Raw genomic sequence first — 20,359 nt, 5'->3', positions numbered from 1 at the left:
TGCCGAACCGATTTTCGCCTGCCAACGTAAAAGGCAGGGAGAGAATAAATGGATGGTATCAACCCGCCTCGGAAGAAACTTGATCCCGCAGAGATGGGCGTCATAGCACATCTTTATCGCGGCGAGGTTTACCGCTCGACCATCTGGCGCACCCGGCTGGACACCACGACCAACTGGTCCGTCGTCACCTTGGGCGTAGCGCTGTCGATCACCTATTCGTCGCCACAGGCATCGCCCCTGCCGCTGGTGCTGGTCGGAATCCTGATCGTCTTCTTCCTGATGCTGGAAGCCCGGCGCTATCGCTATTTCAACGTCTGGCGCGCGCGCTGCCGTTGGATGGAGCTGCATTTCATGGCCCCGATCCTGCGCGAGGGCGACCTGCATCTTGAGGATCACTGGCAAGACCGTCTGGCCGAGGATTATCGCCACCCGAGCTATCATGTCAGCATGTGGACGGCTATCGGACGAAGGATCCGGCGCAACTATTTCTGGATTCTGCTGATCCAAGCCGCCGCCTATATGGGCAAGCTGATCGTTCACCCGACGCCGCTGGAATCCTTTGGCCAGCTTCTGGACCGCGCCGCCATTGGCCCGGTGCCGGGCTGGCTGGTGCTGACGACGGGCGCGATCTATTGCGTCACATGGGGCGCCATCGCGATCATCAGCGAGCAACAGGACGCCAAACGCGCCAGCCGCCGCCGCGATCCGTCGGGGATGGGCTGACGGACCCGGCCATCGGCCCGCTGTCGCCCCTACTTGAACATACCCGGCCTCAGCGCGATGCCGTGATCCAGCCATGCCTTCATCGCAGCCAGCATGAAGCTTCAGCCCATGCAGTTGCCATAGGCGGCCTGCAGATCGGCCTTTTCGGCGGTCCAGCCGGTCTCGGCCACGCTGACCTTGCAGCGCACGTCCTCGACCGGATCGAAGGTAAAGGTGACGCGATTCGTCCCCTGCCCTGACGGATGGCCCCAGTCGAATTCCAACAGCCGCGGCGGCTCTGCCCGGATTACATCCACTTCGAACGGGCCGGGGAAATCGGCGAATTCCCATGTGACGGTGGCGTCCGTCTGCATCCTGCCCTGCGCACCGCCCATGGTGAAATGCTGCTGCAATTGCGCGGGATCGGCCACCGCCTCATAGGCGCGCGCGGGCGGGACATCCATGATTGCCCAGACAGTGAAATCCAGATCTGAATCGGAAAGCGGCATTTGGTCCCTCCGGTTGACCCACCGCCGTTCAATTTCGCGCGGACAGGCAGGCTGCCGCGTTGCGGCAAGGCCAGCGTTACTGTAACCATTCGCCTCAAACAGGCAAAGGAATACCCATGCGCGCTTTTCTGCTGCGGTTTGTCGCCCTTCTCTGTCTGGCCGCACCCTCGGCGCAGGCGTTCGAGACCAATGCGACCTCGGCATGGATCTATGACGTCAACACGGGCACGGTGCTGCTGTCGAAAAATGCCGACACGCCGATCCCGCCCGCCTCGATGTCGAAGCTGATGACGCTCTACATGCTGTTCGAGGCGCTGGAGAACGGGCGGTTGAAGCTGGACGATACGATGCCGGTCTCGACCAAGGCGTGGCGGATGGGCGGCTCGAAGATGTTCCTTGAACCGCGCGACAATCCGACGGTCGAGCAGTTGATCAAGGGGATCATCGTGCTGTCTGGCAATGATGCCTGCGTTGTCGTGGCCGAGCATCTGGCCGGGACGGAAGAAGCCTTTGCCACCCAGATGACCCGTCGCGGTCAGGAAATGGGGTTGAAGCATTCGGTGTTCCGCAACTCGACCGGCTGGCCCGATCCTGAACATCGCATGTCGGCAGAGGATCTGGGCACCGTCGCGCTGCGCCTGATCGAGGATTTCCCGCAATATTACAGCGACTTCGCCCTGACCGAGTTCCGTTATGGCGACCGCGTTCCCTCGAACCGCTTCAACCGCAACCCGATCTTGAAGCTGGGCATCGGTGCCGACGGCCTGAAGACCGGCCATACGCAAGAGGCCGGATACGGGCTGGTCGGTTCTGCCATTCAGGACGGGCGACGGGTAATCTTCGTGATCAGCGGCCTGCAAAGCGAAACCGCGCGGGCCGAGGAATCCGAGCGGATCGTGAACTGGGCTTTCCGCCAGTTCACCATGGAGACGCTGGTGCCCGCCGGTGAAACCGTGGTCGAGGCTCCGGTCTGGCTGGGCACCGAATCCCGCGTCGGCCTGACCACCAAGGATGGCGTGAACGTCTTGGTTCCCGCTGGCGCGCGCGATCAGGTGAAGGTCGAGGCGGTCTACGATTCCCCGATCCCCGCGCCGATTGCGGCCGGCGATCAGATCGGGCGGCTGATCGTCACCGTTCCCGGCGCGCAGGATGCAGTGACGCCCCTGCTGGCCACCAGCGACGTGGCCGAGGCGGGTTTTGCAGGGCGGATGAAGGGCGCCGTTTTTCGGCTGAGCAACAAGGCCATCGAGGCTGCGGGGCTTTAGGGGATGCACCGAGACGCCCTTCATTTTCTCCGCCCAGAGCAAAGGGCAGCGCCCGTCCGCCGGATGGGCACTGCAACAGTCGTACTGCACACTTTATGGCGCCACCCCGTCGAACATATCCGTGGCGCGGAACATCACCGAAGTGCCCGTCCGGTGGGGCGGACGGGCACTGCCCGGCGGTGCCTGCGGCACCTTGATTCCGGGCGGGGCCACTCCTCAGATCCGGTAAAATCCAGGCTGAACCTTCCGACCGTCAGGCCAATCTGAAATGTTCATCAGCTTTGAAGGCATCGACGGTTCCGGCAAATCCACGCAGGCCAAGCGTCTGGCCGAAGCCCTGCGCGCCGAGGGCCGCGAGGTCCTGCTGACCCGTGAACCCGGCGGCTCGCCCGGAGCCGAGGAAATCCGCCGTCTGCTGGTCGAAGGCACGGGCGAACGCTGGTCGGCGGAAACCGAGTGTCTGCTTTTCTTCGCCGCCCGCCGCGATCACCTTGAACGCACCATCCGCCCGGCACTCGCCGCAGGCAAAACCGTCATCACCGACCGCTTCAGCGATTCCAGCCGCGTCTATCAGGGCGCGACCCGCGGCGATCTTCGCGGCATGGTGGACAAGCTGCATGATCTGTCCATCGGCATCGAACCCGACCGCAGCTTCGTCATCGAAATCGACCCCGCAATCGGCCTTGCGCGCGGCAAGGCGCGCGGCGGCACCGAGGATCGCTTCGAAAGCCTCGGCCTTTCCTTCCAGCAAAAGCTGGCGACTGGCTTCCGCGCGCTGGCGCAGGAATACCCAGCCCGCGTCCGCCTTATCGATGGCAGCGGCAGCCCGGAAGATGTCGCCGCCCGCGTCCGGGCCGCGCTGTGAAGACCGATCCCGACGATATCCCCGAACCCGACCGGGTGCCCGGCGCGCCGCATCCGCGCATGACCAATCGCGTCATCGGTCAGGACCACGCCATCGCCGCCTTTACCGAGGCAGCACTTGGTGGCCGCCTGCATCACGCCTGGCTCCTGACCGGCCCGCGCGGCATCGGCAAGGCGACACTGGCATGGGCCATCGCCCGTTGGGTTCTGTCGGGCGCGACCTCACCCAATCTCACCGTCCCCGACGACGCCCCTGAACTGCGCCGCCTCAAGGCATTGTCAGAGCCGCGCCTGAACCTGATCCGCCGCCCCTGGGACGACAAGGCAGGCCGCCTTTCCGCCCAGATCACCGTGGACGAAATCCGCAAACTGTTGTCCTTCTTCCACCTCTCCTCTGCCGAGGGTGGCCGCCGCATCGCCATTATCGATGCCGCCGACGACATGAACATCGCTGCCGCCAACGCCCTGCTGAAGGTGCTGGAGGAACCGCCGAAAGACGCCCTGATCCTGATCATCGCGCATCAGCCCGCACGGCTTCTGCCGACGATCCGCTCTCGTTGCCGGACGCTGCGGCTGAACCCGCTGAACCCGGCGCAGGTCGGCAACGCCCTTGCCGATGCCGGGATCGACGACGATGCCGAGGCGCTGGCCGCCCTGTCCGACGGCTCGGTCGGCGAGGCGCTGCGGCTGGTCGGTCAGGACGGGCTGGACCGTTATCAGCAGATCGTGGATCTGTTCGCCACCCTGCCCCGGATGGACCGCCTTGCCGCCGCGAAATTCTCGGATCAGGCGGCGGGCCGCGCCGGGGCCGATGGCGATCCCTTTGATCTGTCGATCACCCTGCTCGACCGTTTCCTGACCCGCACCGCCCGCGCCGGGCTGATGGGACCGCCGCTGCCGCAGGCCGCGAAGGGCGAAGGCGCGCTGCTGGCGCGGCTTTCCCCCGATGACCACGCCGCCCGGATCTGGGCCGATGCGCAGGCGCGGCTTTCGGCGCGGGCGCGGGCTGGACGGGCGGTCAACCTTGACCCCGCCGCGCTGGTGATGGATATGCTGACCGAACTGGCGCGCCTGTCGCCTGCCCAATCCGCATCGCCTGCCAAGAGTTGACCCATGACCGAAGCGGCCCCCTCGCCGATCGTCGACAGCCATTGCCATCTGGATTTCCCCGATTTCGACGGCGAACATGACGCAATCATCGCCCGCGCCCGCGAGGCCGGGGTGACGCGGATGGTGTCGATCTGCACCAAACTGCGGCAAGAGCCGGTCGTCCGCGCGCTGGCCGAGGCGCATGAGGGCATCTTCTACGCCTTCGGCATCCACCCGATGAGCGTCGCCACCGAAGCCCCGGTCACGGTCGAGCAGTTGGTAGAGATCGCCCGCCACCCGAAACTGGTCGGCATCGGCGAGACCGGGCTTGATTACCATTACACCGCCGAAAGCGCCGCCCAGCAGCAGGACAGCCTGCGCATCCATATCGAGGCCGCGCGCCAGACCCGCCTGCCCCTGATCATCCATTCCCGCGATGCCGACGACGACATGGCCCGCATCCTGACCGAGGAATACCGCGCCGCACCCTATTCCTGCGTGATGCATTGCTTCACCTCGGGCGCGGAACTGGCACGGGCGGCGCTTGATCTGGGCTTTTATCTGTCAATGTCGGGCATTGCCGCCTTCCCCCGCTCGACCGAGCTGCGCGAAATTTTTGCCGCCACGCCGCTGGACCGGGTACTGGTCGAAACCGACAGCCCCTATCTGGCGCCGCCGCCCTATCGCGGGAAACGGAACGAGCCCGCTTATGTCGCCAAGACCGCCGCCGTGGGTGCGGAACTTTACGGTCTCGACTATGCCGACTTCGCCCGGCTGACCTCGGAAAACTTTGACCGGCTGTTCTGGAAGGCCGCCGGGGCGAGATCATGATCCGCGCCACGATCCTTGGCTGCGGCTCATCCGGCGGGGTGCCACGGCTTGGGGATCGTTGGGGCGCCTGCGACCCCGCCAATCCAAAGAACCGCCGCCGCCGCTGTTCGCTGCTGGTGGAACGCCCCGGCCCCGACGGCATCACGCAGGTGCTGATCGATACCGGCCCCGATTTGGTGCCGCAGCTTCTGGATGCGGGCATCGCCACGCTGGACGCGGTGATCTACACCCACGCCCATGCCGATCATGTCCACGGCATCGACGACCTGCGCCAGCTTGTCTACAACGCCCGCCGGAACATGCCGGTCTGGGCCGACAAACCCACCACCGAGGCGCTGGTCGAACGCTTCGGCTATATCTTCTGGACGCCCGAGGGCAGCCATTACCCCCCGATCTGCGATCTGAACGACCTTGACGGCCCGGTCACCATCGACGGTCCCGGAGGCCCGATCATCTTCCGGCCGTTCCGGGTCCAGCATGGCGAGATCACCTCGCTGGGCTTTCGCATCGGCGGGCTGGTCTATCTGCCCGATGTCTCGGACATCCCCGACAAGGCATGGCCGCTGATCGAGGGCGCCGATATCTTCATCTGCGACGCCCTGCGCCCCGAACCGCATCCCAGCCATGCCCATCTGGCACAGACGCTGGAATGGCTGGAACGGGCGGCACCGCGTCTGGGCGTGCTGACGAACATGCATATCGACATGGATTACCAGACCGTGCTGGACCAGACGCCCGATTACGTCATCCCGGCGCATGATGGCATGGTGCTGGAAACCGAGGCCGAGACGCCATGAGCGCCCTCTTCACCATCATTCTGCCGGTCTTTCTTGTCGTGGGCTTCGGCTACATCGTCGCATGGCGCGGCCTTTTCACCCCCGCCGCCGTCGATGGGCTGATGAAATTCGCCCAAAGCTTCGCCGTCCCGACGCTGCTGTTTTCCTCGATGGCAAATCTGGATTTGCAGACCGAGTTCCGCTTCATCCTGCTGATCCCCTTCTATGCGGGGGCCTTCGCCAGCTATTTCATCGGCTGGGCGGGCGCGCGGTTCTGGTTGAAACGCCCGCCGATGGATTGCGTGGCGATCGGCTTTGTCTGCCTGTTCTCGAACAGCCTGCTGCTTGGCATCCCCATCACCGAGCGCGCCTATGGCGCCGATGCCCTTGCCGGAAACTGGGCCATCATCGCGATCCATTCGCCGCTGCTTTACACCTTCGGCATCACGGTGATGGAATTCACCCGCGCCCGCGGCAGCGACCTGTCCATCGGCGCGGTGGCGCTGCGCGCGGTTGTGGGTGTGTTCCGCACGCCAATGGTGGTGGGCATCATCCTTGGCATCTCGATGAACGTGCTGATGCAGGCGGGGCTGGTGATGCCGGAAGGCTTCTGGGCCGCTGTGGACATGGTCGCAGGCGCGGCCCTGCCCGCCGCCCTCTTCGGCCTTGGTGGCGTCCTGCTGCGCTATCGCCCCGAAGGCGACATGACCGCCATCGCCATGTGCTGCGCCTGTAGCCTGTTGATCCATCCCGGCGTCGCCTTCGCCATCGGCGGTCTCAGCGGTTTGGACACGGCGGGCATGCGCTCGGCGGTGATGACCGCTGCCATGGCCCCGGGCGTCAACGCCTATCTTTTCGCCGATCTCTACGGCTCGGCCCGCCGGGTCGCGGCCTCTTCGGTGCTGGTCGCCACGGCACTGTCGATCTTTTCGATCTGGCTCTGGCTTGCCATCCTGCCCTGACCCCGCCGCTTCTTCGTTGTCCAAATACCGAAAGAAAAAGGCCGGCCCCTCGCGGACCGGCCCTTCGTTCAGCGCGGGGTCACGCCCCTGATCCTCTCGGACCGTCGCCTTAGCAACTCTACCGTGGTCAGAAGCGCAATCGAGAACAGCACCAACAGGGTCGCCACCGCCAGAATGGCCGGGCTGATCTGCTCGCGGATACCGTTCCACATCTGCCGCGGAATGGTCTGCTGATCGGGACCGGCGATGAACAGGACCGCAACGACCTCGTCAAAGCTGGTGACAAAGGCAAAGAGCGCGCCAGAAATCACCCCCGGCATGATCAGCGGCATCGTCACCCGGAAGAAGGTCGTGCGCGGATTGGCCCCAAGCGAGGCCGCCGCCCGGTTCAGCGACTGGTCAAAGCCGACCAGCGTTGCCGTCACGGTGATGATGACGAAGGGAATGCCCAGCGTGGCATGTGCCAGGATCACCCCCAGATAGGTGCCCGCCAGCCGTCCGCAATTCGTCGGCAGACCGAACCAGCCAAGGATCGAACAGGGGTTCGAGTAGAAGAAGAACATCCCCGTGGCCGTGATGATCAGCGGCACGATCATCGGCGAGATGAGGATCGCCATGATCGCCCGGCGGAACGGCATTTCCGGGCGCGACAGGCCCAAAGCCGCCAGCGTGCCCAGAACCGTCGCAAGGATGGTCGAGAAGAAGCCGATAATGATCGAGTTCTTCGCAGCCTTCACCCAATGCGCGTTGTTCCACGCATCGGCCCACCATGCCAGCCCCTCGGCATTCGGGTTCTGCATCCCGAAGGTCAGCAGGCTGCGATACCAGCGCAGGCTGTAACCCTCGGGGTCAAAGGACAGCATCTTGTCGGTGAAGGTGAAATAGGGCTGCACGTTGAAGGATAGCGGGATGATCACCACGATCGGCGCGATCAGGAAAAAGAAGATCAGCCCGCAGATCACCAGATAGGCGTAGTGCCAGACGCGCTCCAGCGGGGATGCATAGGTAGGAAGTGCCATATCGCTTATCCCAGCTTCAGGTTGTCGATGCCCACCAGCTTGTCATAAAGCCAGTAGAGGATGAGGACCGCGCCCAGAAGCAGCGAGGCCAGGGCCGCCGCCATCGACCAGTTCAGCGTATCGGTCATGTGCATGGCGATCATGTTCGAAATGAGCTGACCCGACGAGCCGCCAACCAGCGCGGGCGTGATGTAGTAGCCGACAGCAAGGATAAAGACCAACAACGCCCCTGCCCCAAGGCCGGGCAGCGTCTGCGGAAAATAGACCCGGCGGAACGCGGTCCAGCTTGTCGCGCCAAGGCTACGGGCGGCTCGGACATAGGACGGGTTGATCGTCCGCATGACCGAATACAAGGGCAGCACCATGAAGGGCAGCAGGATATGGGTCATGGCGATGATCGTGCCGGTCTGGTTATAGATCATCTGCAATCGCTGGCTGTTGCCGATCAGTCCCAGCCAGACAAGGATGTCGTTAATCACCCCCTGCTGTTGCAGCAGCACCATCCAGCTTGTCGTTCGGACCAGAAGCGAGGTCCAGAAGGGCAGCAGGACAAGGATCATCAGCAGGTTCGATTTCCGCATCGGCAGCGTCGCCAGAAGATGCGCAATCGGGAAGCCAAGAATAAACGTCGTCGCCGTGATCAGCAGCGACAGCCAGAAGGTGCGGGCGAACAGCGTGCCGTAAATCTGCTGGCGTTCGGGCACCTTGACGATCTCGCCCTGATCGTTGCGGGTCCGGTCAACCGAGGCCAGATAGAAGTTCGTCGTCACCGGGTTCGAGGCTTCGCGCATCGCGCTCCACAGCCTCGGCTCGCCCCATTTCTCGTCGATCTCCAGCAGAGCGGCCTGATAGGGCGGCTCGACCCCGCGGCGAACCTGACGGCCGGTCGAGGTGAACAGCGACCGCGTGCCGGGAACGTCATAGTTGATCCGGGTGCCGACGGTGCCGATGGTCCGGGCCTCGGCAGATGCCTGCAAATCCTGCGCTAGCGCGGTCCATGCCGCCTCATCAGGATCGGTGCCGCGCGGGTTTTCGGCGAACCATTGCGACAGTTGCGGCATGTTGTCCGAAAAGCCCGCATTGTAGAAGGACCGCTGCAACATCTGCCCGATGGGGATGGCGAAGGTCAGCAGGATAAAGGCCAGCAGCGGCAGCACCAGCCAGAAGGCACGGCGCTTCGCCCGCGCCTGCGAGCGGGCAAGCGCACGGGCCAGCGGTTTGCCGTCGGCGGTTCTTAACGGCCCGTCGGGCGCGCCCGATGCGGTGGTCGCGATGGCTGCGTGCGGATCAAGTGCGTTCGCCATGATGTCCCCAGAAGTCAGGGCCGCCGCCCCGCGCCAATGGCGGGGCGGCGGCGATTGTCAGATCACGAACCGGCCAGCCAGCTATTGAAGCGCTCGGACAGTTCGGCGTCGTGGTCGGCCCAGAATTCCGGGTCATCCATGACAGCGGTTTCAAGATTTTCCGGCGTGGTCGGCATATGCGGACCCATTTCGGTCTTGCCGTCCTGATACAGACCCACCAGCGGAGCCGAGGACATCCGCGCCGGGCCATAGCTGATATATTTCGCCTGATCGGCCAGCGGCTGCGTGCCGGTGGCGAATTTCACGTATTCCATGGCCTCTTCAGGATGCGGCGCACCATTCGGAATGACGAAGGCGTTGATTTCCAGATACTGCCCGTCCCAGATCACGTCGAAAGGTTTGTCCTCGCCGACAATCGCGTCGAACAGGCGCCCGTTATACACCGTGGTCATGGTCACTTCGCCATCTGCCAGAAGCTGCACCGGCTGCGCGCCTGCTTCCCACCAGACGGTGTCGTTCTTGATCGTGTCCAACTTGTCGAATGCCTGATCGACGCCTTCCGGGGTCGAGAGAACGTCATAGACATCAGCCGCCGGCACGCCATCGGCGATCAGCGCCAGATAGAGCGTCCGCTTGGGCGATTTCGGCAGCCCGCGCTTGCCCGGATAGGTTTCGGTGTCAAAGAAATCGGCGACGGTCGAAGGCGCGTCACCTTCGAATTTCGTCGTGTCGAAGCCGATCACCGTGCCCCAGACGATATTGCCGACCGCGCAATCGGTCACCGAGCCGTCCACGAAATCTTCGGTCGCAGGCGTGCCATCGGCGCCAGCAGGCAGATCTGCCGGATCAAATTCAATCAGCGCGCCTTCGTCGCACAGCCGGATCGCGTCAGCCATGGCAAGGTCGAAGACATCGCCGGTGACGTTATTCGCCTCGACCTGCGCTTTCAGCGGCGTGGCCGGATCGTCGGCGGCGATCATGTTCACTTTGATGCCGGTCGCCTCGGTGAAGGGCTTGTTATAGGCCTCGACCTGGCTGACCTCATAGGCTCCCCCCCATGAGACAACGTTCACTTCCTGTGCGTTTGCGGAATACGCCAGCCCGAGCAGGGCTGTTGACAGTAGCAGAGTAGTCTTCATCTTCTTCGGTCTCCCGTTAGATGCGTCCCGTATCGGTCCGCAATTCTTGGCCGTTCCGGGCCATTATCCCGTTATGTCGAACAAGGGCGGGCAGCGCAGGGCCGCCCGCCTGTCGTGGTCAGCCGGCAAGCCAGGCGTTGAAACGCTCGGACAGTTCGGCGTCGTGGTCGGCCCAGAATTCCGGGTCGTCCATGACGGCGGTGGACATGTGTTCCGGATTGGTCGGCATATGCGGACCCATTTCGGTCTTGCCGTCCTGATACATCCCGACCAGTGCCGCCGAGGATTTGCGCGACGGACCATAGGCGATGTATTTCGCCTGATCGGCAAGCCGCTGCGTATCGGTGGCGAATTTCAGATACTCCATCGCCTCTTCGGGATTGGGCGAATCCTTGGCAATCACGAACATATCCATGTCCATGTATTGCCCGTCCCAGATGATCTCGAACGGGCGGCCTTCGGCAACCATCGCATCGAAGAAGCGACCGTTATAGCCGGTGGCCATCGTCACCTCGCCATCGGCCAGAAGCTGCACGGGCTGCGCCCCCGCTTCCCACCAGACGATCTCATCCTTGATCGTATCAAGCTTGGCCAAAGCCTGCTCGACACCTTCGTCGGTGGACAGCTTGTCGTAGATTTCATCCGGCGCGACGCCATCCGCGATCAATGCCAGATACAGCGTGCGTTTGGGGTTCTTCGGCAGACCGCGTTTGCCCGGATAGGTCTCGATGTCAAAGAAATCGGCAGCGGTCGAGGGGGCGTTACCTTCGAATTTCGTGGTATCGAAGGCGATCACGGTCCCCCAGAAGATGTTCGCCACAGCGCAATCCAGCAACGCGCCGTCGATGAAATCTTCAGCGGCAGGGGTGCCGTCGGGCGCCGCGGGCAGATCCGCCGGGTCAATCTCCAGCAGCGCACCTTCGTCGCACAGGCGGATCGCGTCCGAGACTTCGATGTCGAACACATCGCCGGTGATGTTTTTGGCCTCGAATTGCGCTTTCAGCGGCGTCGCCGGATTGTCGGCGGCGATCATGTTGACCTTGATGCCGGTCTCGGCGGTGAAGGGCTTGTTGTAGGCCTCGACCTGACTGACCTCATAGGCGCCGCCCCATGAGACCACGTTCACCTCTTGCGCAGAGGCGGCGTAGGTCGTGACCGCAAGTGTGGTTGTCAGAAGCAGAATGGATCTCATCTGCTATTCTCCCTGATGGATATGATTACGGGCGATCTTATGCCGCCTTGTCGTCGTTCCGATCTTACGCCGGTTGGTTATCGGGCGGCACGATGGCCGCCCGACGGGGTCTTGTTCAGTTGGCAAGCCAGCTATTGAAACGCTCATTCAGTTCGGCATCATGATCGACCCAGAAGTCGAGGTTCGACGCCAGAGCGTTGGCCATGTTCGCCTCGAATGTCGGCAGGTTCGGACCCATCGGCTCTTCGGTGCCCTCGATATTGCCGACCGCTGCGGCTGCCGAGCGGCGCGGAGGACCGTAGCTGATGAATTCAGCGGCGCGGGCCTGCGGCGCGGTCGAGGTCGAGAAGGTGATGAACTTCAGCGCATCTTCCAGATTGGGCGCACCCTTCGGCACGACCCAGCCTTCCATCTCGTAGATCTGGCCGTCCCAGACGATCTTGAACGGCTTGCCCTCGCCCTGCGAGGCGTTGAAGATCCGCCCGTTGAACGCATAGGCCATGGTGACTTCGCCATCGGCCAGCAGTTGCGGCGGCTGGGCACCAGCTTCCCACCAGATGATGTCGCCCTTGATCGACTCCAGCTTCTCAAAGGCGCGATCGACGCCTTCCGGGGTCGAAAGAACGTCATAAACCTCTTCTGCGGGGACGCCATCGGCCATCAGCGCGAATTCCAGATTGAACTTCGCGCCCTTGCGCATGGTGCGCTTGCCGGGGAAGGCCTCGGTGTCGAAGAAGTCGTTCGGGGTCGCGGGCTTCGCGCCGTCAAACTTGCTGTCGTCATAGGCAAGGATCATCGAATAAACGTCGGTGCCGACGAAACATTCGGTGATCGCGCCCTCGATGAAGTCGTCCGCCGCAGCGGTGCCGTCATCGCCTGCGGCAAGGATCGCGGGATCGATCTCTTCCAGAAGCCCCTCGTCGCACAGCCGCACCGCGTCCGCATATTCGACCGAAGCCACATCAGCCGAGACGTTGCCCGCCTCGACCATCGCCTTGATCGGCGTCGCCGGGTTATCGGCATCGGCCACATTCACCTTGATGCCGGATTCAGCCTCGAAGGGCTTGGCATAGGCTTCGACATGGCTGTTGCCATAGGCACCGCCCCAGGACAGCAGATTGACATCGGCCAGAACCGGCGATGCCATCAGGCCAAGCGCGGTGCTTAGAATAAGCATTCTTTTCATCAACTTCTCCCAGCTTCATGAAAATACGAGGCTCCTGCCACCCGGCAGGCGCGGCCCCGAAAGGGCCGATGATCCAGGTAAATCGGGCCAGCGCCATCCGCCCCGCCCTCGCGGCGATCAGCGGTTTTGCTCTGCGCAGCCTTGCACAACATACTCATCGTCACTTCCACGACTGGTGCCCGATGATCACACCGGGTCCAGCGCACGGGCATCCGCCGGATGCCATCCAACCTTGATCTCCTGACCGGGCGACAGCTTCGTCTGGCCCAGCGTATTGCGGATCTTCATCACGAACTCGTCCGAGCCTGCCACATGCAGACGGACGCGAAGGATATCGCCCATGTAAATGACATCGCGCACGGTCGCATCGACCAGATGGGCGTCGGCGGGCATCATTTCCGGTTTGAACTCGACCCGCTCGGGCCGGATCGACACCAATGTCGGCTGCCCCTTCTGGGTCACGTTAACCGGGGTCGCGTCGATCAGCTCGCCGCTGCCAAGCCGGACCAAGGCCTTGTCGCCGCTCAGTTCCTCGATCGTGCCCTGCAGCTTGTTGTTCTCGCCGATGAACTGGGCGACGAAGCTGTTTTCGGGACGCTCGTAAAGCTCTGCCGGCGGGGCAAGCTGCTGGATACGGCCATCGTTGAAGACGGCCACGCGGTCCGACATGGTCAAGGCCTCGCCCTGATCATGGGTCACATAGACGACGGTGATGCCAAGGGTTTCGTGCAGTTGCTTGATCTCGAACTGCATATGCTCGCGAAGCTGTTTGTCCAAAGCGCCCAGCGGTTCGTCCATCAGAACCAGCTTGGGATCAAACACCAGCGCGCGGGCCAAGGCGATCCGTTGCTGCTGACCGCCCGAAAGCTGTGCCGGGCGGCGATTGGCGAATGCGCCCATCTGCACCATGTCCAGCGCCCGCTTGATCCGGGTCTCGCGCTCGGACTTCGACATGCCGCGCACTTCCAGCGGGAAGGACAGGTTCTCGCCCACGGTCATGTGCGGGAACAGGGCGTAGTTCTGAAACACCATGCCGATGCCACGCTTATGCGGAGGCACCTGATTGATCGGGCGACCGTCCAGCAGGATCTCGCCATGGGTTGCGGTCTCGAACCCGGCCAGCATCATCAGGCAGGTGGTCTTCCCCGACCCCGATGGCCCGAGCATCGTCAGGAACTCGCCCTTGCCGATGCGAAGGTTCAGATCCTTCACGACCAGCGATTTGCCGTCATAGCTCTTTTGCACATGCTCGAAGGCGACAAAGGCGTCGCCGTGGGTATCATCCAGCAATGGGCGCTCTCCCTGTTTTGATATCGTTGTTCAGCGCCCTCTCACGTTAAGCGGCGGCTTGGGCAGGTGGCAACACCAATTGCGACATTTAATGGCACGCCAGCACCATTGGAAAAGCAGGGGATGCTCACCCCGAAAAGGCGAAAAAATACATTAAAAATAAACTGTATTATATTGATTTATATAATAAGTTACCTGATCGATGACCGCCGTTTGCAGCACGCCCCCGCGCAGCCTCCGTTAACCTTTGCAAAAATCGCAGGCGATTGCCGCAGAATCATGCGACCACCTGCGAAAGGTGCAGGCTTGCGGCGATTTAGGGCAGTTTGCGAAACCCGCCTCAGCGCGAGATCGCAAGCGCGGCCTCTGCGGCAAGGGGGGCAATGCGGCGGCGGAATTCCTCTGGCTCCCATTCGGCCAAGGATGCCGCGACATGGATCGCCGCGACCGGGCGACCAGCCGGGTCGGCGATGGCCACGCCAAGCGCGATCTCGCCCATCAGGATCTGCTCGAATGCCAGCGCGTGACCGTTCTGCCTGACCAACGCGATCTGCGCGCGGATCGCATCGGGATCGGTCAGCGTGCGCGGGGTCAGGGCGCGCATATCGGCTGCGGCAAGCAATTGATCCACCTCGTCATCCGGCAGCATCGCCATCACCGCCCAACCGCCCGAGGTGCAATAGGTCGGGACGCTGTGCCCGACCAGCGTGGCGAAAAACATTTCGCGTTTGCTTTGAAGCCGCGAGGCGTAAACCATCCGCTGCCCATCGAAGAGCGACAGATCGACCCGTTCGCGCACGGTTCGGCGCAGTTCCAGAAGCGGCGCACTGGCCCGACGGATCAGCGGGTTCAGCCGCAGATAATCATAGGTGAGGTTAAGCACCGCCAGATCGGGCAAAAACCCCCGCCCGTCCGGTGCCATCCGCAGATAGCCCAGCTTGCGCAACGTATGAACGATTCGCTGCGCCGCACTGCGGGTGATGCCTGTGGCCGCCGCGATCTCGGCAAGCGACAGGGGGCGTTCGGCTTTCTGAAATGCCTCCATCACGCGCATCGCACGGCCAAGCGCCTGAACGAAAAGCGGATCGTCAGGCAATTCATCGGCGAATTCGGGCGCGGCAGACGACATCGGCACTCCGCAGTTGACAGATTAAAAATCTATTCTCTAAGCTCATTTTGCAATGCACCTGTATCGGAGTGCAATACAGTATGCAGCAGAACAGCCAGAAAATCCGAAAGCCGCGGGTCGCGCTGGCCGGATTTGTGCATGAAAGCAATTCCTTCGCGCCAAGCCCGGCCGATATGGCGGCGTTCCGGCAAGGGGGCGGCTATCTGCCGCTGTCGCGCGGCGATGAGATTTTGAAGCATGGCAGCGATGTGAACCTGCCGGTGGCGGGGGCGATTGCCCATGCAGCGCAGGCGGATTGGGATCTGGTGCCGCTGATCTGGGCGGGCGCGGTGCCCTCGGCCCCGGTGACCACCGATTGCCATGACGCCATCACTGGCGAAATCATTGCGGCATTGCGCGACCAAGGCCCGTGGGACGGCGTGTTTCTGGATCTGCACGGCGCAATGGTGGCCGAGAATGCGCCGGATGGTGAAGGCGAACTCTTGCGACGCGTCCGCGATGCTGTCGGCCCCGATGTGCCGGTCGTCGCGGCTTTGGATCTGCATGGGAATATCAGTGAAGCGATGGTCCGGGCGGCGGATTGTCTGGTGGGCTTTCGCACCTATCCGCATGTGGACATGGCCGAAACAGGCGCGCGCGCGGCCATTGAGCTTGACCGGCTGATGCGCGGCGGGCCGAACTTCAAGGCGTTCCGGCAGCTTGATTTCCTGATCCCGATTGCGTGGCAATCGACCTTGGGGGAACCGGGCGGCAGGCTATATCAGCTCTCTGCCGAACCAGCCGAGGGGCTGCATACAGCCTCGCTTTTCATGGGGTTTCCGGCTGCCGATTTCGCCGATTGCGGTCCCTCGGTCGTGGCCTATGCCTCAACTCAGGCGCAGGCCGATGCCGTGGCAGACCGGATTCTAGCAGCGGTGAACAAGGCTGAACCCGAATTTGCAGGGGCATCCTACGCCCCGGATGAGGCTGTCGCGCTGGCCCGGCAAATTGCGGCCAAGACCACCCGCCCGGTCATCATCGCCGACACGCAGGACAATCCCGGCGCTGGCGGCGATTCGGACACGACCGGCATTTTGCGCGCCCTGATCGCCGCTGATGCCGACCGCGCCTGCCTTGGGCTGATCGCCGACCCGGCGGCGGCGAAGGCCGCGCATGAGGCGGGCGAAGGTGCCCAGATCCGGCTGGCCCTTGGCGGCAAATCCGGGATTCCGGGCGATGCCCCGCTGATCGCGGCCTTTACCGTCGAGAAGCTGTCGGACGGCAATTGCCACGCGACCGGCGGCTATTTTGGCGGCGCGCATCTGCGGCTTGGCCCCTCGGCCTGCCTGCGGATCGGCGGCGTCCGCATCGCCGTCAGCAGCGAAAAGACGCAAATGGCAGACCGCCAGATTTTCCGCATGGTCGGCATCGACCCCGAGGATCAGGACATCGTCGTCGTCAAAAGTTCGGTTCACTTCCGGGCAGATTTCAACGACATTGCTGAGACGATCCTGACTTGCACCGCCCCCGGCCCGATGCCGTTGAGCCCGGCAAGCCTGCCATGGCGACACCTGCGCCCCGGCATCCGGCTGGAGCCCGGCGGACCGACCTTCAGCAAGACCGCGTGAAGCTGGCAACAAGACCGGCCCTCGCATTCCACGATCAACAGAGAGGATAACATGCTCAAGAAAGTCACCGCCACGCTGCTGGCCTCGACCATCCTGACGGGGGCGGCATGGGCCGAAACGACCGTCAACGCCGTCATGCATTCGGGCCTGCGCGTTCTGGACCCGATCATCACCACCGCCCATATCAGCCGCGACCACGCTTATATGATCTATGACGTGCTGATCGCGCAGGATTCCGAATTTCAGCCGCAGCCGCAGATGGCAGAATGGACCGTCTCGGATGACAGCCTGACCTATACGTTCACGCTGCGCGACGGGTTGAAATTCCACGATGGCGCGCCGGTGACGGCGACTGACGTGGTCGCCTCGCTGAACCGCTGGGCGCAGAAGGATGCGGGCGGGCAGGTCATCATGGACCGCACGGCCAGCCTTGAGGCGACCGACGACAAGACCATCACCTGGACCCTGAACGAGCCTTTCGCCCCGATGCTGGACGTGCTGTCGAAGCAATCGGCGCTGCCGCCCTTCATCATGCCCGCCCGCGTCGCCGAAACGCCTGCGGATGAATCGATCACCGATTACACCGGCTCTGGCCCGTTCATCTTCGTTGAAGAGGAGTTCCAGCCGGGGATCAGCGTGACCTATGCCAAGAACCCCGATTACGTGCCGCGGGATGAGCCTGCCGACTGGATGGCGGGCGGCAAGGTCGTGAATGTGGACAAGGTCAGATGGGTGAACATGCCCGATATCCAGACCGCCGTGAATGCGCTGTCCAGCGGCGAGATCGACTATATCGAGCAGATGCAGGTTGATCTGGTGCCGCTTCTGGAGGGTGATCCGAACGTCACCGTCGAGGTGCGCGAGCCGACCGGCATGCAGACCATGGCCCGGCTGAATTTCCTGCACCCGCCCTTCGACAATGAAAAGATCCGGCTGGCGGCGCTGAAGGCGATCTCACAAGAGCCGGTTCTGGCGGCGATGATCGGCAATCCCGAGTTTTACACGATCTGCGGCGCCGTGCTGGGCTGCGGCACGCCGCTTGGCAGCGAAACCGGCGCCGAGACCCTGACCCAGGGCGGCGGCATCGACGAGGCCAAAGCTCTGCTGGAAGAGGCGGGCTATGACGGCACCCCGGTCGTGCTGATGGCCCCGACCGATCTGGTCGCGCTGGTGACGCAGCCGGTCGTCATCTCGCAGGCGCTGCGCGATGCGGGCTTTACCGTCGATATGCAGCCGATGGACTGGCAGACGCTGGTGACGCGCCGCGCCTCGCAAGGCGCACCTGCGGATGGCGGCTGGAACCTGTTCATCACCAACTGGATGGTGCCCGAGATTTCCAACCCGATCTCGAACCCGATGCTGAACGGGCGCGGCAATGATGCATGGTTCGGCTGGCCGACCGACGAAACCATCGAGACCCTGAAAGAGGATTACATCGCCGCCACCGATGCCGATGCGCAAAAGGCGGTGGGCGAGGAAATCCAGAAGCATGCCATCGACAACGTCCTGCTGGTGCCTTTGGGTCAGTATTCGCTGCCACAGGCGCGGCGGAACACGATCACGGAGATGATCAACTCGCCGGTGCCGGTCTTCTGGAACCTGCAAAAGGCCGAATGATCCTTTCCGCAGGGGCGGCCTCTGCCCCTGCCCTTTCTTTGAACCAAAGGGCCATCGATGCTAGGTTACATCCTGCGCCGCATTCTGGCGGTGATCCCGGTCATGCTGCTGGTTGCCGTCTTCGTCTTCGCGCTGCTGCGCCTGACGCCGGGCGATCCCGCCGCGATCATCGCGGGCGACATGGCGACCCCCGCCCAGCTAGAGCGTATCCGCGAAGCGATGGGCCTGAACCAGCCGCTGCATATCCAGTTCATCACCTGGGTCGGCCAGCTTTTGCGGGGCGATCTGGGCACCTCGCTGATCTCGAACACGCCGGTCTCGTCGATGATCGCGGCGCGGTTCGGGCCGACGCTGTCCATCGCGCTGCTGACGATCCTGATGTCGGTCTGCCTTGCGGTGCCGATGGGCGTCATTGCCGCGTGGAAACACCGCAGCGCCGCCGATTACGCGGTGATGAGCTTTTCGGTGCTGGGCTTTTCGGTTCCCGTCTTCGTCATCGGCTATGTCTTCATCCTGATCTTTTCGCTGAAACTGGGCTGGTTCCCGGTGCAGGGCTATACGCCGATCTCATCCGGTCTGGGCCCGTTCCTGCTGAACGCCTTCCTGCCCGCGCTGACCCTGACCACGATCTATGTGGCCCTGATTGCCCGGATGACGCGCGCCAACATGCTGGAGGTCCTGGGCGAGGACTACATCCGCACCGCCCGCGCCAAGGGCGCGCCCGAGCGTCGGGTGCTGTTCCGACACGCGCTGAAGAATGCCGCCGTTCCGATCCTGACCGTGATCGGCACCGGCTTTGCGCTGCTGATCGGCGGGGTCGTGGTGACGGAAACCGTGTTCAACATCCCCGGCATCGGCAGGCTGACCGTCGATGCGATCCTTGCCCGCGACTACCCGGTCATTCAGGCGATGATCCTGCTGACCAGCTTTCTCTATGTGCTGGTCAATCTGGTCATCGACCTCAGCTACAGCTTCTTTGATCCGAGGATCCGTTACTGATGGCGCAAGACACGCAACCCGCTTCCGCCATGCAACCGCTACTGCGGCTGATCCGCCTGCCGAATTTCGGCATCGCGCCGAAGATCGCTGCATTGGTGCTGCTGGTGATCGTCGTCCTTACCCTGCTGGCGCCGTGGATCGTCCCGCATGATCCGCTGGCGATGGACCCGCTGGTGCGCCTGAAAGGCCCGATGGAGGGACACCCGCTGGGCACCGACAATTTCGGCCGCGATATCCTGTCGCGCGTGTTGATCGGCGGCCGCCTGTCGCTGGCCATCGGCATCGCCACCGCCATTGTCGCGGTCGCGCTTGGGCTGGTGATCGGCATGGTCGCGGGTTTCTTTCGCACCGCCGATGCGATCATCATGCGGATGATGGACGCGCTGATGGCGATCCCCTCGATCCTGCTGGCGATTGCGCTGGTGGCGTTGAACGGCCCCTCGGTCGGCTCGGTCATCGCGGCGATCACCATCCCCGAAATCCCCCGCGTGGTGCGGCTGGTCCGCGCCGTCGTCCTTGCCGCGCGCGAGGAACCCTATGTCGAGGCCGCCATCGCCCTTGGCTCATCCATGCCGAAAATCCTGATCCGACATTTGGTCCCGAACACGCTGGCCCCGCTGATCGTGCAGGGCACCTATATCCTCGCCTCGGCAATCCTGACCGAGGCGATCCTGTCATTCCTTGGCGCGGGCGTTTCGACCGAGACCCCGACATGGGGCAATATCATGGCCGAGGGGCGGATGTTCTTCCGCATCAAGCCGGAACTGATCCTTTATCCGGGGCTGATGCTGTCGCTCTGCATCCTTGCCATCAACCTGCTGGGCGATGCGGCGCGCGACATGCTGGACCCGCGACTGAAGAAACGGGCGGGGTAAAGGT

At 63.2% G+C, this 20,359-nt stretch carries 19 protein-coding genes; 11 read left to right on the top strand and 8 right to left on the bottom strand.

Annotated features, from left to right (window positions below; all coding sequences use genetic code 11):
- Positions 1 to 48 precede the first annotated feature (48 nt).
- Entirely contained in the window at positions 49 to 723 is a 675-nt protein-coding gene (locus JJJ17_RS13805) for a DUF2270 domain-containing protein (protein WP_234464102.1), read from the top strand.
- A 101-nt stretch (positions 724 to 824) separates the two neighbouring features.
- On the opposite strand, the gene JJJ17_RS13800 is transcribed toward JJJ17_RS13805, so the two are convergent.
- Positions 825 to 1,211 carry an SRPBCC domain-containing protein gene (locus JJJ17_RS13800; protein WP_200687421.1) on the bottom strand — a complete coding sequence of 129 codons (387 nt, stop codon included), beginning with the start codon at positions 1,209 to 1,211 and terminating at the stop codon, positions 825 to 827.
- Positions 1,212 to 1,327: 116 nt separating this feature from the next.
- Here JJJ17_RS13800 and JJJ17_RS13795 point away from each other — a divergent pair, with 116 nt between their 5' ends.
- The 6 genes from JJJ17_RS13795 to JJJ17_RS13770 all read left to right on the top strand — a co-directional run bounded on the left by JJJ17_RS13795 (position 1,328) and on the right by JJJ17_RS13770 (position 6,998).
- A complete protein-coding gene (locus JJJ17_RS13795) occupies positions 1,328 to 2,476 on the top strand; it encodes a D-alanyl-D-alanine carboxypeptidase family protein (RefSeq protein ID WP_200687419.1) in 1,149 nt (382 codons plus the stop codon).
- Between the two features lie 268 nt (positions 2,477 to 2,744).
- Positions 2,745 to 3,341: a dTMP kinase gene (gene tmk, locus JJJ17_RS13790; protein WP_200687417.1), complete on the top strand. Its 597-nt coding sequence runs from the start codon at positions 2,745 to 2,747 to the stop codon at positions 3,339 to 3,341.
- Positions 3,338 to 4,450 (top strand): DNA polymerase III subunit delta', encoded by a 1,113-nt coding sequence (locus JJJ17_RS13785; RefSeq protein WP_325168812.1) that lies wholly within the window; start codon positions 3,338 to 3,340, stop codon positions 4,448 to 4,450. The genes tmk and JJJ17_RS13785 overlap by 4 nt, the downstream gene beginning before the upstream one ends.
- A 3-nt stretch (positions 4,451 to 4,453) precedes the next feature.
- Positions 4,454 to 5,260 (top strand): TatD family hydrolase, encoded by an 807-nt coding sequence (locus JJJ17_RS13780; protein ID WP_200687415.1) that lies wholly within the window; start codon positions 4,454 to 4,456, stop codon positions 5,258 to 5,260.
- Positions 5,257 to 6,057: an MBL fold metallo-hydrolase gene (locus JJJ17_RS13775; RefSeq protein WP_200687414.1), complete on the top strand. Its 801-nt coding sequence runs from the start codon at positions 5,257 to 5,259 to the stop codon at positions 6,055 to 6,057. Before JJJ17_RS13780 ends, JJJ17_RS13775 begins: the two co-directional genes overlap by 4 nt.
- Positions 6,054 to 6,998: an AEC family transporter gene (locus JJJ17_RS13770; RefSeq protein WP_200687412.1), complete on the top strand. Its 945-nt coding sequence runs from the start codon at positions 6,054 to 6,056 to the stop codon at positions 6,996 to 6,998. The genes JJJ17_RS13775 and JJJ17_RS13770 overlap by 4 nt, the downstream gene beginning before the upstream one ends.
- A 68-nt stretch (positions 6,999 to 7,066) precedes the next feature.
- Here JJJ17_RS13770 and JJJ17_RS13765 read toward each other — a convergent pair whose 3' ends face one another.
- The 7 genes from JJJ17_RS13765 to JJJ17_RS13735 form a co-directional block, all read right to left on the bottom strand.
- On the bottom strand, positions 7,067 to 8,017 hold the full coding sequence (locus tag JJJ17_RS13765; protein ID WP_200687410.1) for an ABC transporter permease: 951 nt from the start codon (positions 8,015 to 8,017) through the stop codon (positions 7,067 to 7,069).
- A 5-nt stretch (positions 8,018 to 8,022) separates the two neighbouring features.
- On the bottom strand, positions 8,023 to 9,321 hold the full coding sequence (locus tag JJJ17_RS13760) for an ABC transporter permease (protein ID WP_200687409.1): 1,299 nt from the start codon (positions 9,319 to 9,321) through the stop codon (positions 8,023 to 8,025).
- 62 nt (positions 9,322 to 9,383) lie between these two features.
- Positions 9,384 to 10,460, bottom strand: a complete 1,077-nt coding sequence (locus tag JJJ17_RS13755) for an ABC transporter substrate-binding protein (protein ID WP_200687407.1) — start codon at positions 10,458 to 10,460, stop codon at positions 9,384 to 9,386.
- Positions 10,461 to 10,578: 118 nt separating this feature from the next.
- Positions 10,579 to 11,652: an ABC transporter substrate-binding protein gene (locus tag JJJ17_RS13750; RefSeq protein WP_200687405.1), complete on the bottom strand. Its 1,074-nt coding sequence runs from the start codon at positions 11,650 to 11,652 to the stop codon at positions 10,579 to 10,581.
- A gap of 115 nt (positions 11,653 to 11,767) precedes the next feature.
- Complete coding sequence (locus tag JJJ17_RS13745; RefSeq protein ID WP_200687403.1) at positions 11,768 to 12,838, bottom strand: ABC transporter substrate-binding protein; 1,071 nt, start codon at positions 12,836 to 12,838, stop codon at positions 11,768 to 11,770.
- 186 nt (positions 12,839 to 13,024) lie between these two features.
- Positions 13,025 to 14,128: an ABC transporter ATP-binding protein gene (locus JJJ17_RS13740; RefSeq protein WP_200687401.1), complete on the bottom strand. Its 1,104-nt coding sequence runs from the start codon at positions 14,126 to 14,128 to the stop codon at positions 13,025 to 13,027.
- A 340-nt stretch (positions 14,129 to 14,468) separates the two neighbouring features.
- A complete protein-coding gene (locus JJJ17_RS13735) occupies positions 14,469 to 15,257 on the bottom strand; it encodes an IclR family transcriptional regulator (RefSeq protein WP_200687399.1) in 789 nt (262 codons plus the stop codon).
- 80 nt (positions 15,258 to 15,337) lie between these two features.
- Here JJJ17_RS13735 and JJJ17_RS13730 point away from each other — a divergent pair, with 80 nt between their 5' ends.
- The 4 genes from JJJ17_RS13730 to JJJ17_RS13715 are packed head-to-tail and all read left to right on the top strand — an operon-like array spanning position 15,338 to position 20,355.
- A complete protein-coding gene (locus JJJ17_RS13730; RefSeq protein WP_200687398.1) occupies positions 15,338 to 16,864 on the top strand; it encodes a M81 family metallopeptidase in 1,527 nt (508 codons plus the stop codon).
- A 51-nt stretch (positions 16,865 to 16,915) separates the two neighbouring features.
- Positions 16,916 to 18,481 carry an ABC transporter substrate-binding protein gene (locus JJJ17_RS13725; protein WP_200687397.1) on the top strand — a complete coding sequence of 522 codons (1,566 nt, stop codon included), beginning with the start codon at positions 16,916 to 16,918 and terminating at the stop codon, positions 18,479 to 18,481.
- A gap of 57 nt (positions 18,482 to 18,538) precedes the next feature.
- Positions 18,539 to 19,480, top strand: coding sequence for an ABC transporter permease (locus JJJ17_RS13720; RefSeq protein ID WP_200687396.1), 942 nt, complete (start codon positions 18,539 to 18,541; stop codon positions 19,478 to 19,480).
- Complete coding sequence (locus JJJ17_RS13715) at positions 19,480 to 20,355, top strand: ABC transporter permease (RefSeq protein WP_200687395.1); 876 nt, start codon at positions 19,480 to 19,482, stop codon at positions 20,353 to 20,355. The genes JJJ17_RS13720 and JJJ17_RS13715 overlap by 1 nt, the downstream gene beginning before the upstream one ends.
- Positions 20,356 to 20,359: the final 4 nt, after the last annotated feature.

It is taken from the genome of Paracoccus caeni (assembly GCF_016629665.1).
In the GTDB taxonomy this organism is placed as follows: domain Bacteria; phylum Pseudomonadota; class Alphaproteobacteria; order Rhodobacterales; family Rhodobacteraceae; genus Paracoccus; species Paracoccus caeni.
This window is presented reverse-complemented; position numbering and strand designations above follow the sequence as displayed.

Excerpts from the sequence above, each read along its gene's own strand:
- JJJ17_RS13760 (WP_200687409.1), bottom strand. The coding sequence starts at position 9,321 with ATGGCGAACGCACTTGATCCGCACGCAGCCATCGCGACCACCGCATCG.
- JJJ17_RS13725 (WP_200687397.1), top strand. The coding sequence starts at position 16,916 with ATGCTCAAGAAAGTCACCGCCACGCTGCTGGCCTCGACCATCCTGACG.
- JJJ17_RS13765 (WP_200687410.1), bottom strand. The coding sequence starts at position 8,017 with ATGGCACTTCCTACCTATGCATCCCCGCTGGAGCGCGTCTGGCACTAC.
- JJJ17_RS13800 (WP_200687421.1), bottom strand. The coding sequence starts at position 1,211 with ATGCCGCTTTCCGATTCAGATCTGGATTTCACTGTCTGGGCAATCATG.
- JJJ17_RS13795 (WP_200687419.1), top strand. The coding sequence starts at position 1,328 with ATGCGCGCTTTTCTGCTGCGGTTTGTCGCCCTTCTCTGTCTGGCCGCA.
- JJJ17_RS13780 (WP_200687415.1), top strand. The coding sequence starts at position 4,454 with ATGACCGAAGCGGCCCCCTCGCCGATCGTCGACAGCCATTGCCATCTG.
- tmk (WP_200687417.1), top strand. The coding sequence starts at position 2,745 with ATGTTCATCAGCTTTGAAGGCATCGACGGTTCCGGCAAATCCACGCAG.
- JJJ17_RS13735 (WP_200687399.1), bottom strand. The coding sequence starts at position 15,257 with ATGTCGTCTGCCGCGCCCGAATTCGCCGATGAATTGCCTGACGATCCG.
- JJJ17_RS13730 (WP_200687398.1), top strand. The coding sequence starts at position 15,338 with ATGCAGCAGAACAGCCAGAAAATCCGAAAGCCGCGGGTCGCGCTGGCC.
- JJJ17_RS13775 (WP_200687414.1), top strand. The coding sequence starts at position 5,257 with ATGATCCGCGCCACGATCCTTGGCTGCGGCTCATCCGGCGGGGTGCCA.
- JJJ17_RS13715 (WP_200687395.1), top strand. The coding sequence starts at position 19,480 with ATGGCGCAAGACACGCAACCCGCTTCCGCCATGCAACCGCTACTGCGG.
- JJJ17_RS13805 (WP_234464102.1), top strand. The coding sequence starts at position 49 with ATGGATGGTATCAACCCGCCTCGGAAGAAACTTGATCCCGCAGAGATG.
- JJJ17_RS13755 (WP_200687407.1), bottom strand. The coding sequence starts at position 10,460 with ATGAAGACTACTCTGCTACTGTCAACAGCCCTGCTCGGGCTGGCGTAT.
- JJJ17_RS13750 (WP_200687405.1), bottom strand. The coding sequence starts at position 11,652 with ATGAGATCCATTCTGCTTCTGACAACCACACTTGCGGTCACGACCTAC.
- JJJ17_RS13745 (WP_200687403.1), bottom strand. The coding sequence starts at position 12,838 with ATGAAAAGAATGCTTATTCTAAGCACCGCGCTTGGCCTGATGGCATCG.
- JJJ17_RS13720 (WP_200687396.1), top strand. The coding sequence starts at position 18,539 with ATGCTAGGTTACATCCTGCGCCGCATTCTGGCGGTGATCCCGGTCATG.
- JJJ17_RS13770 (WP_200687412.1), top strand. The coding sequence starts at position 6,054 with ATGAGCGCCCTCTTCACCATCATTCTGCCGGTCTTTCTTGTCGTGGGC.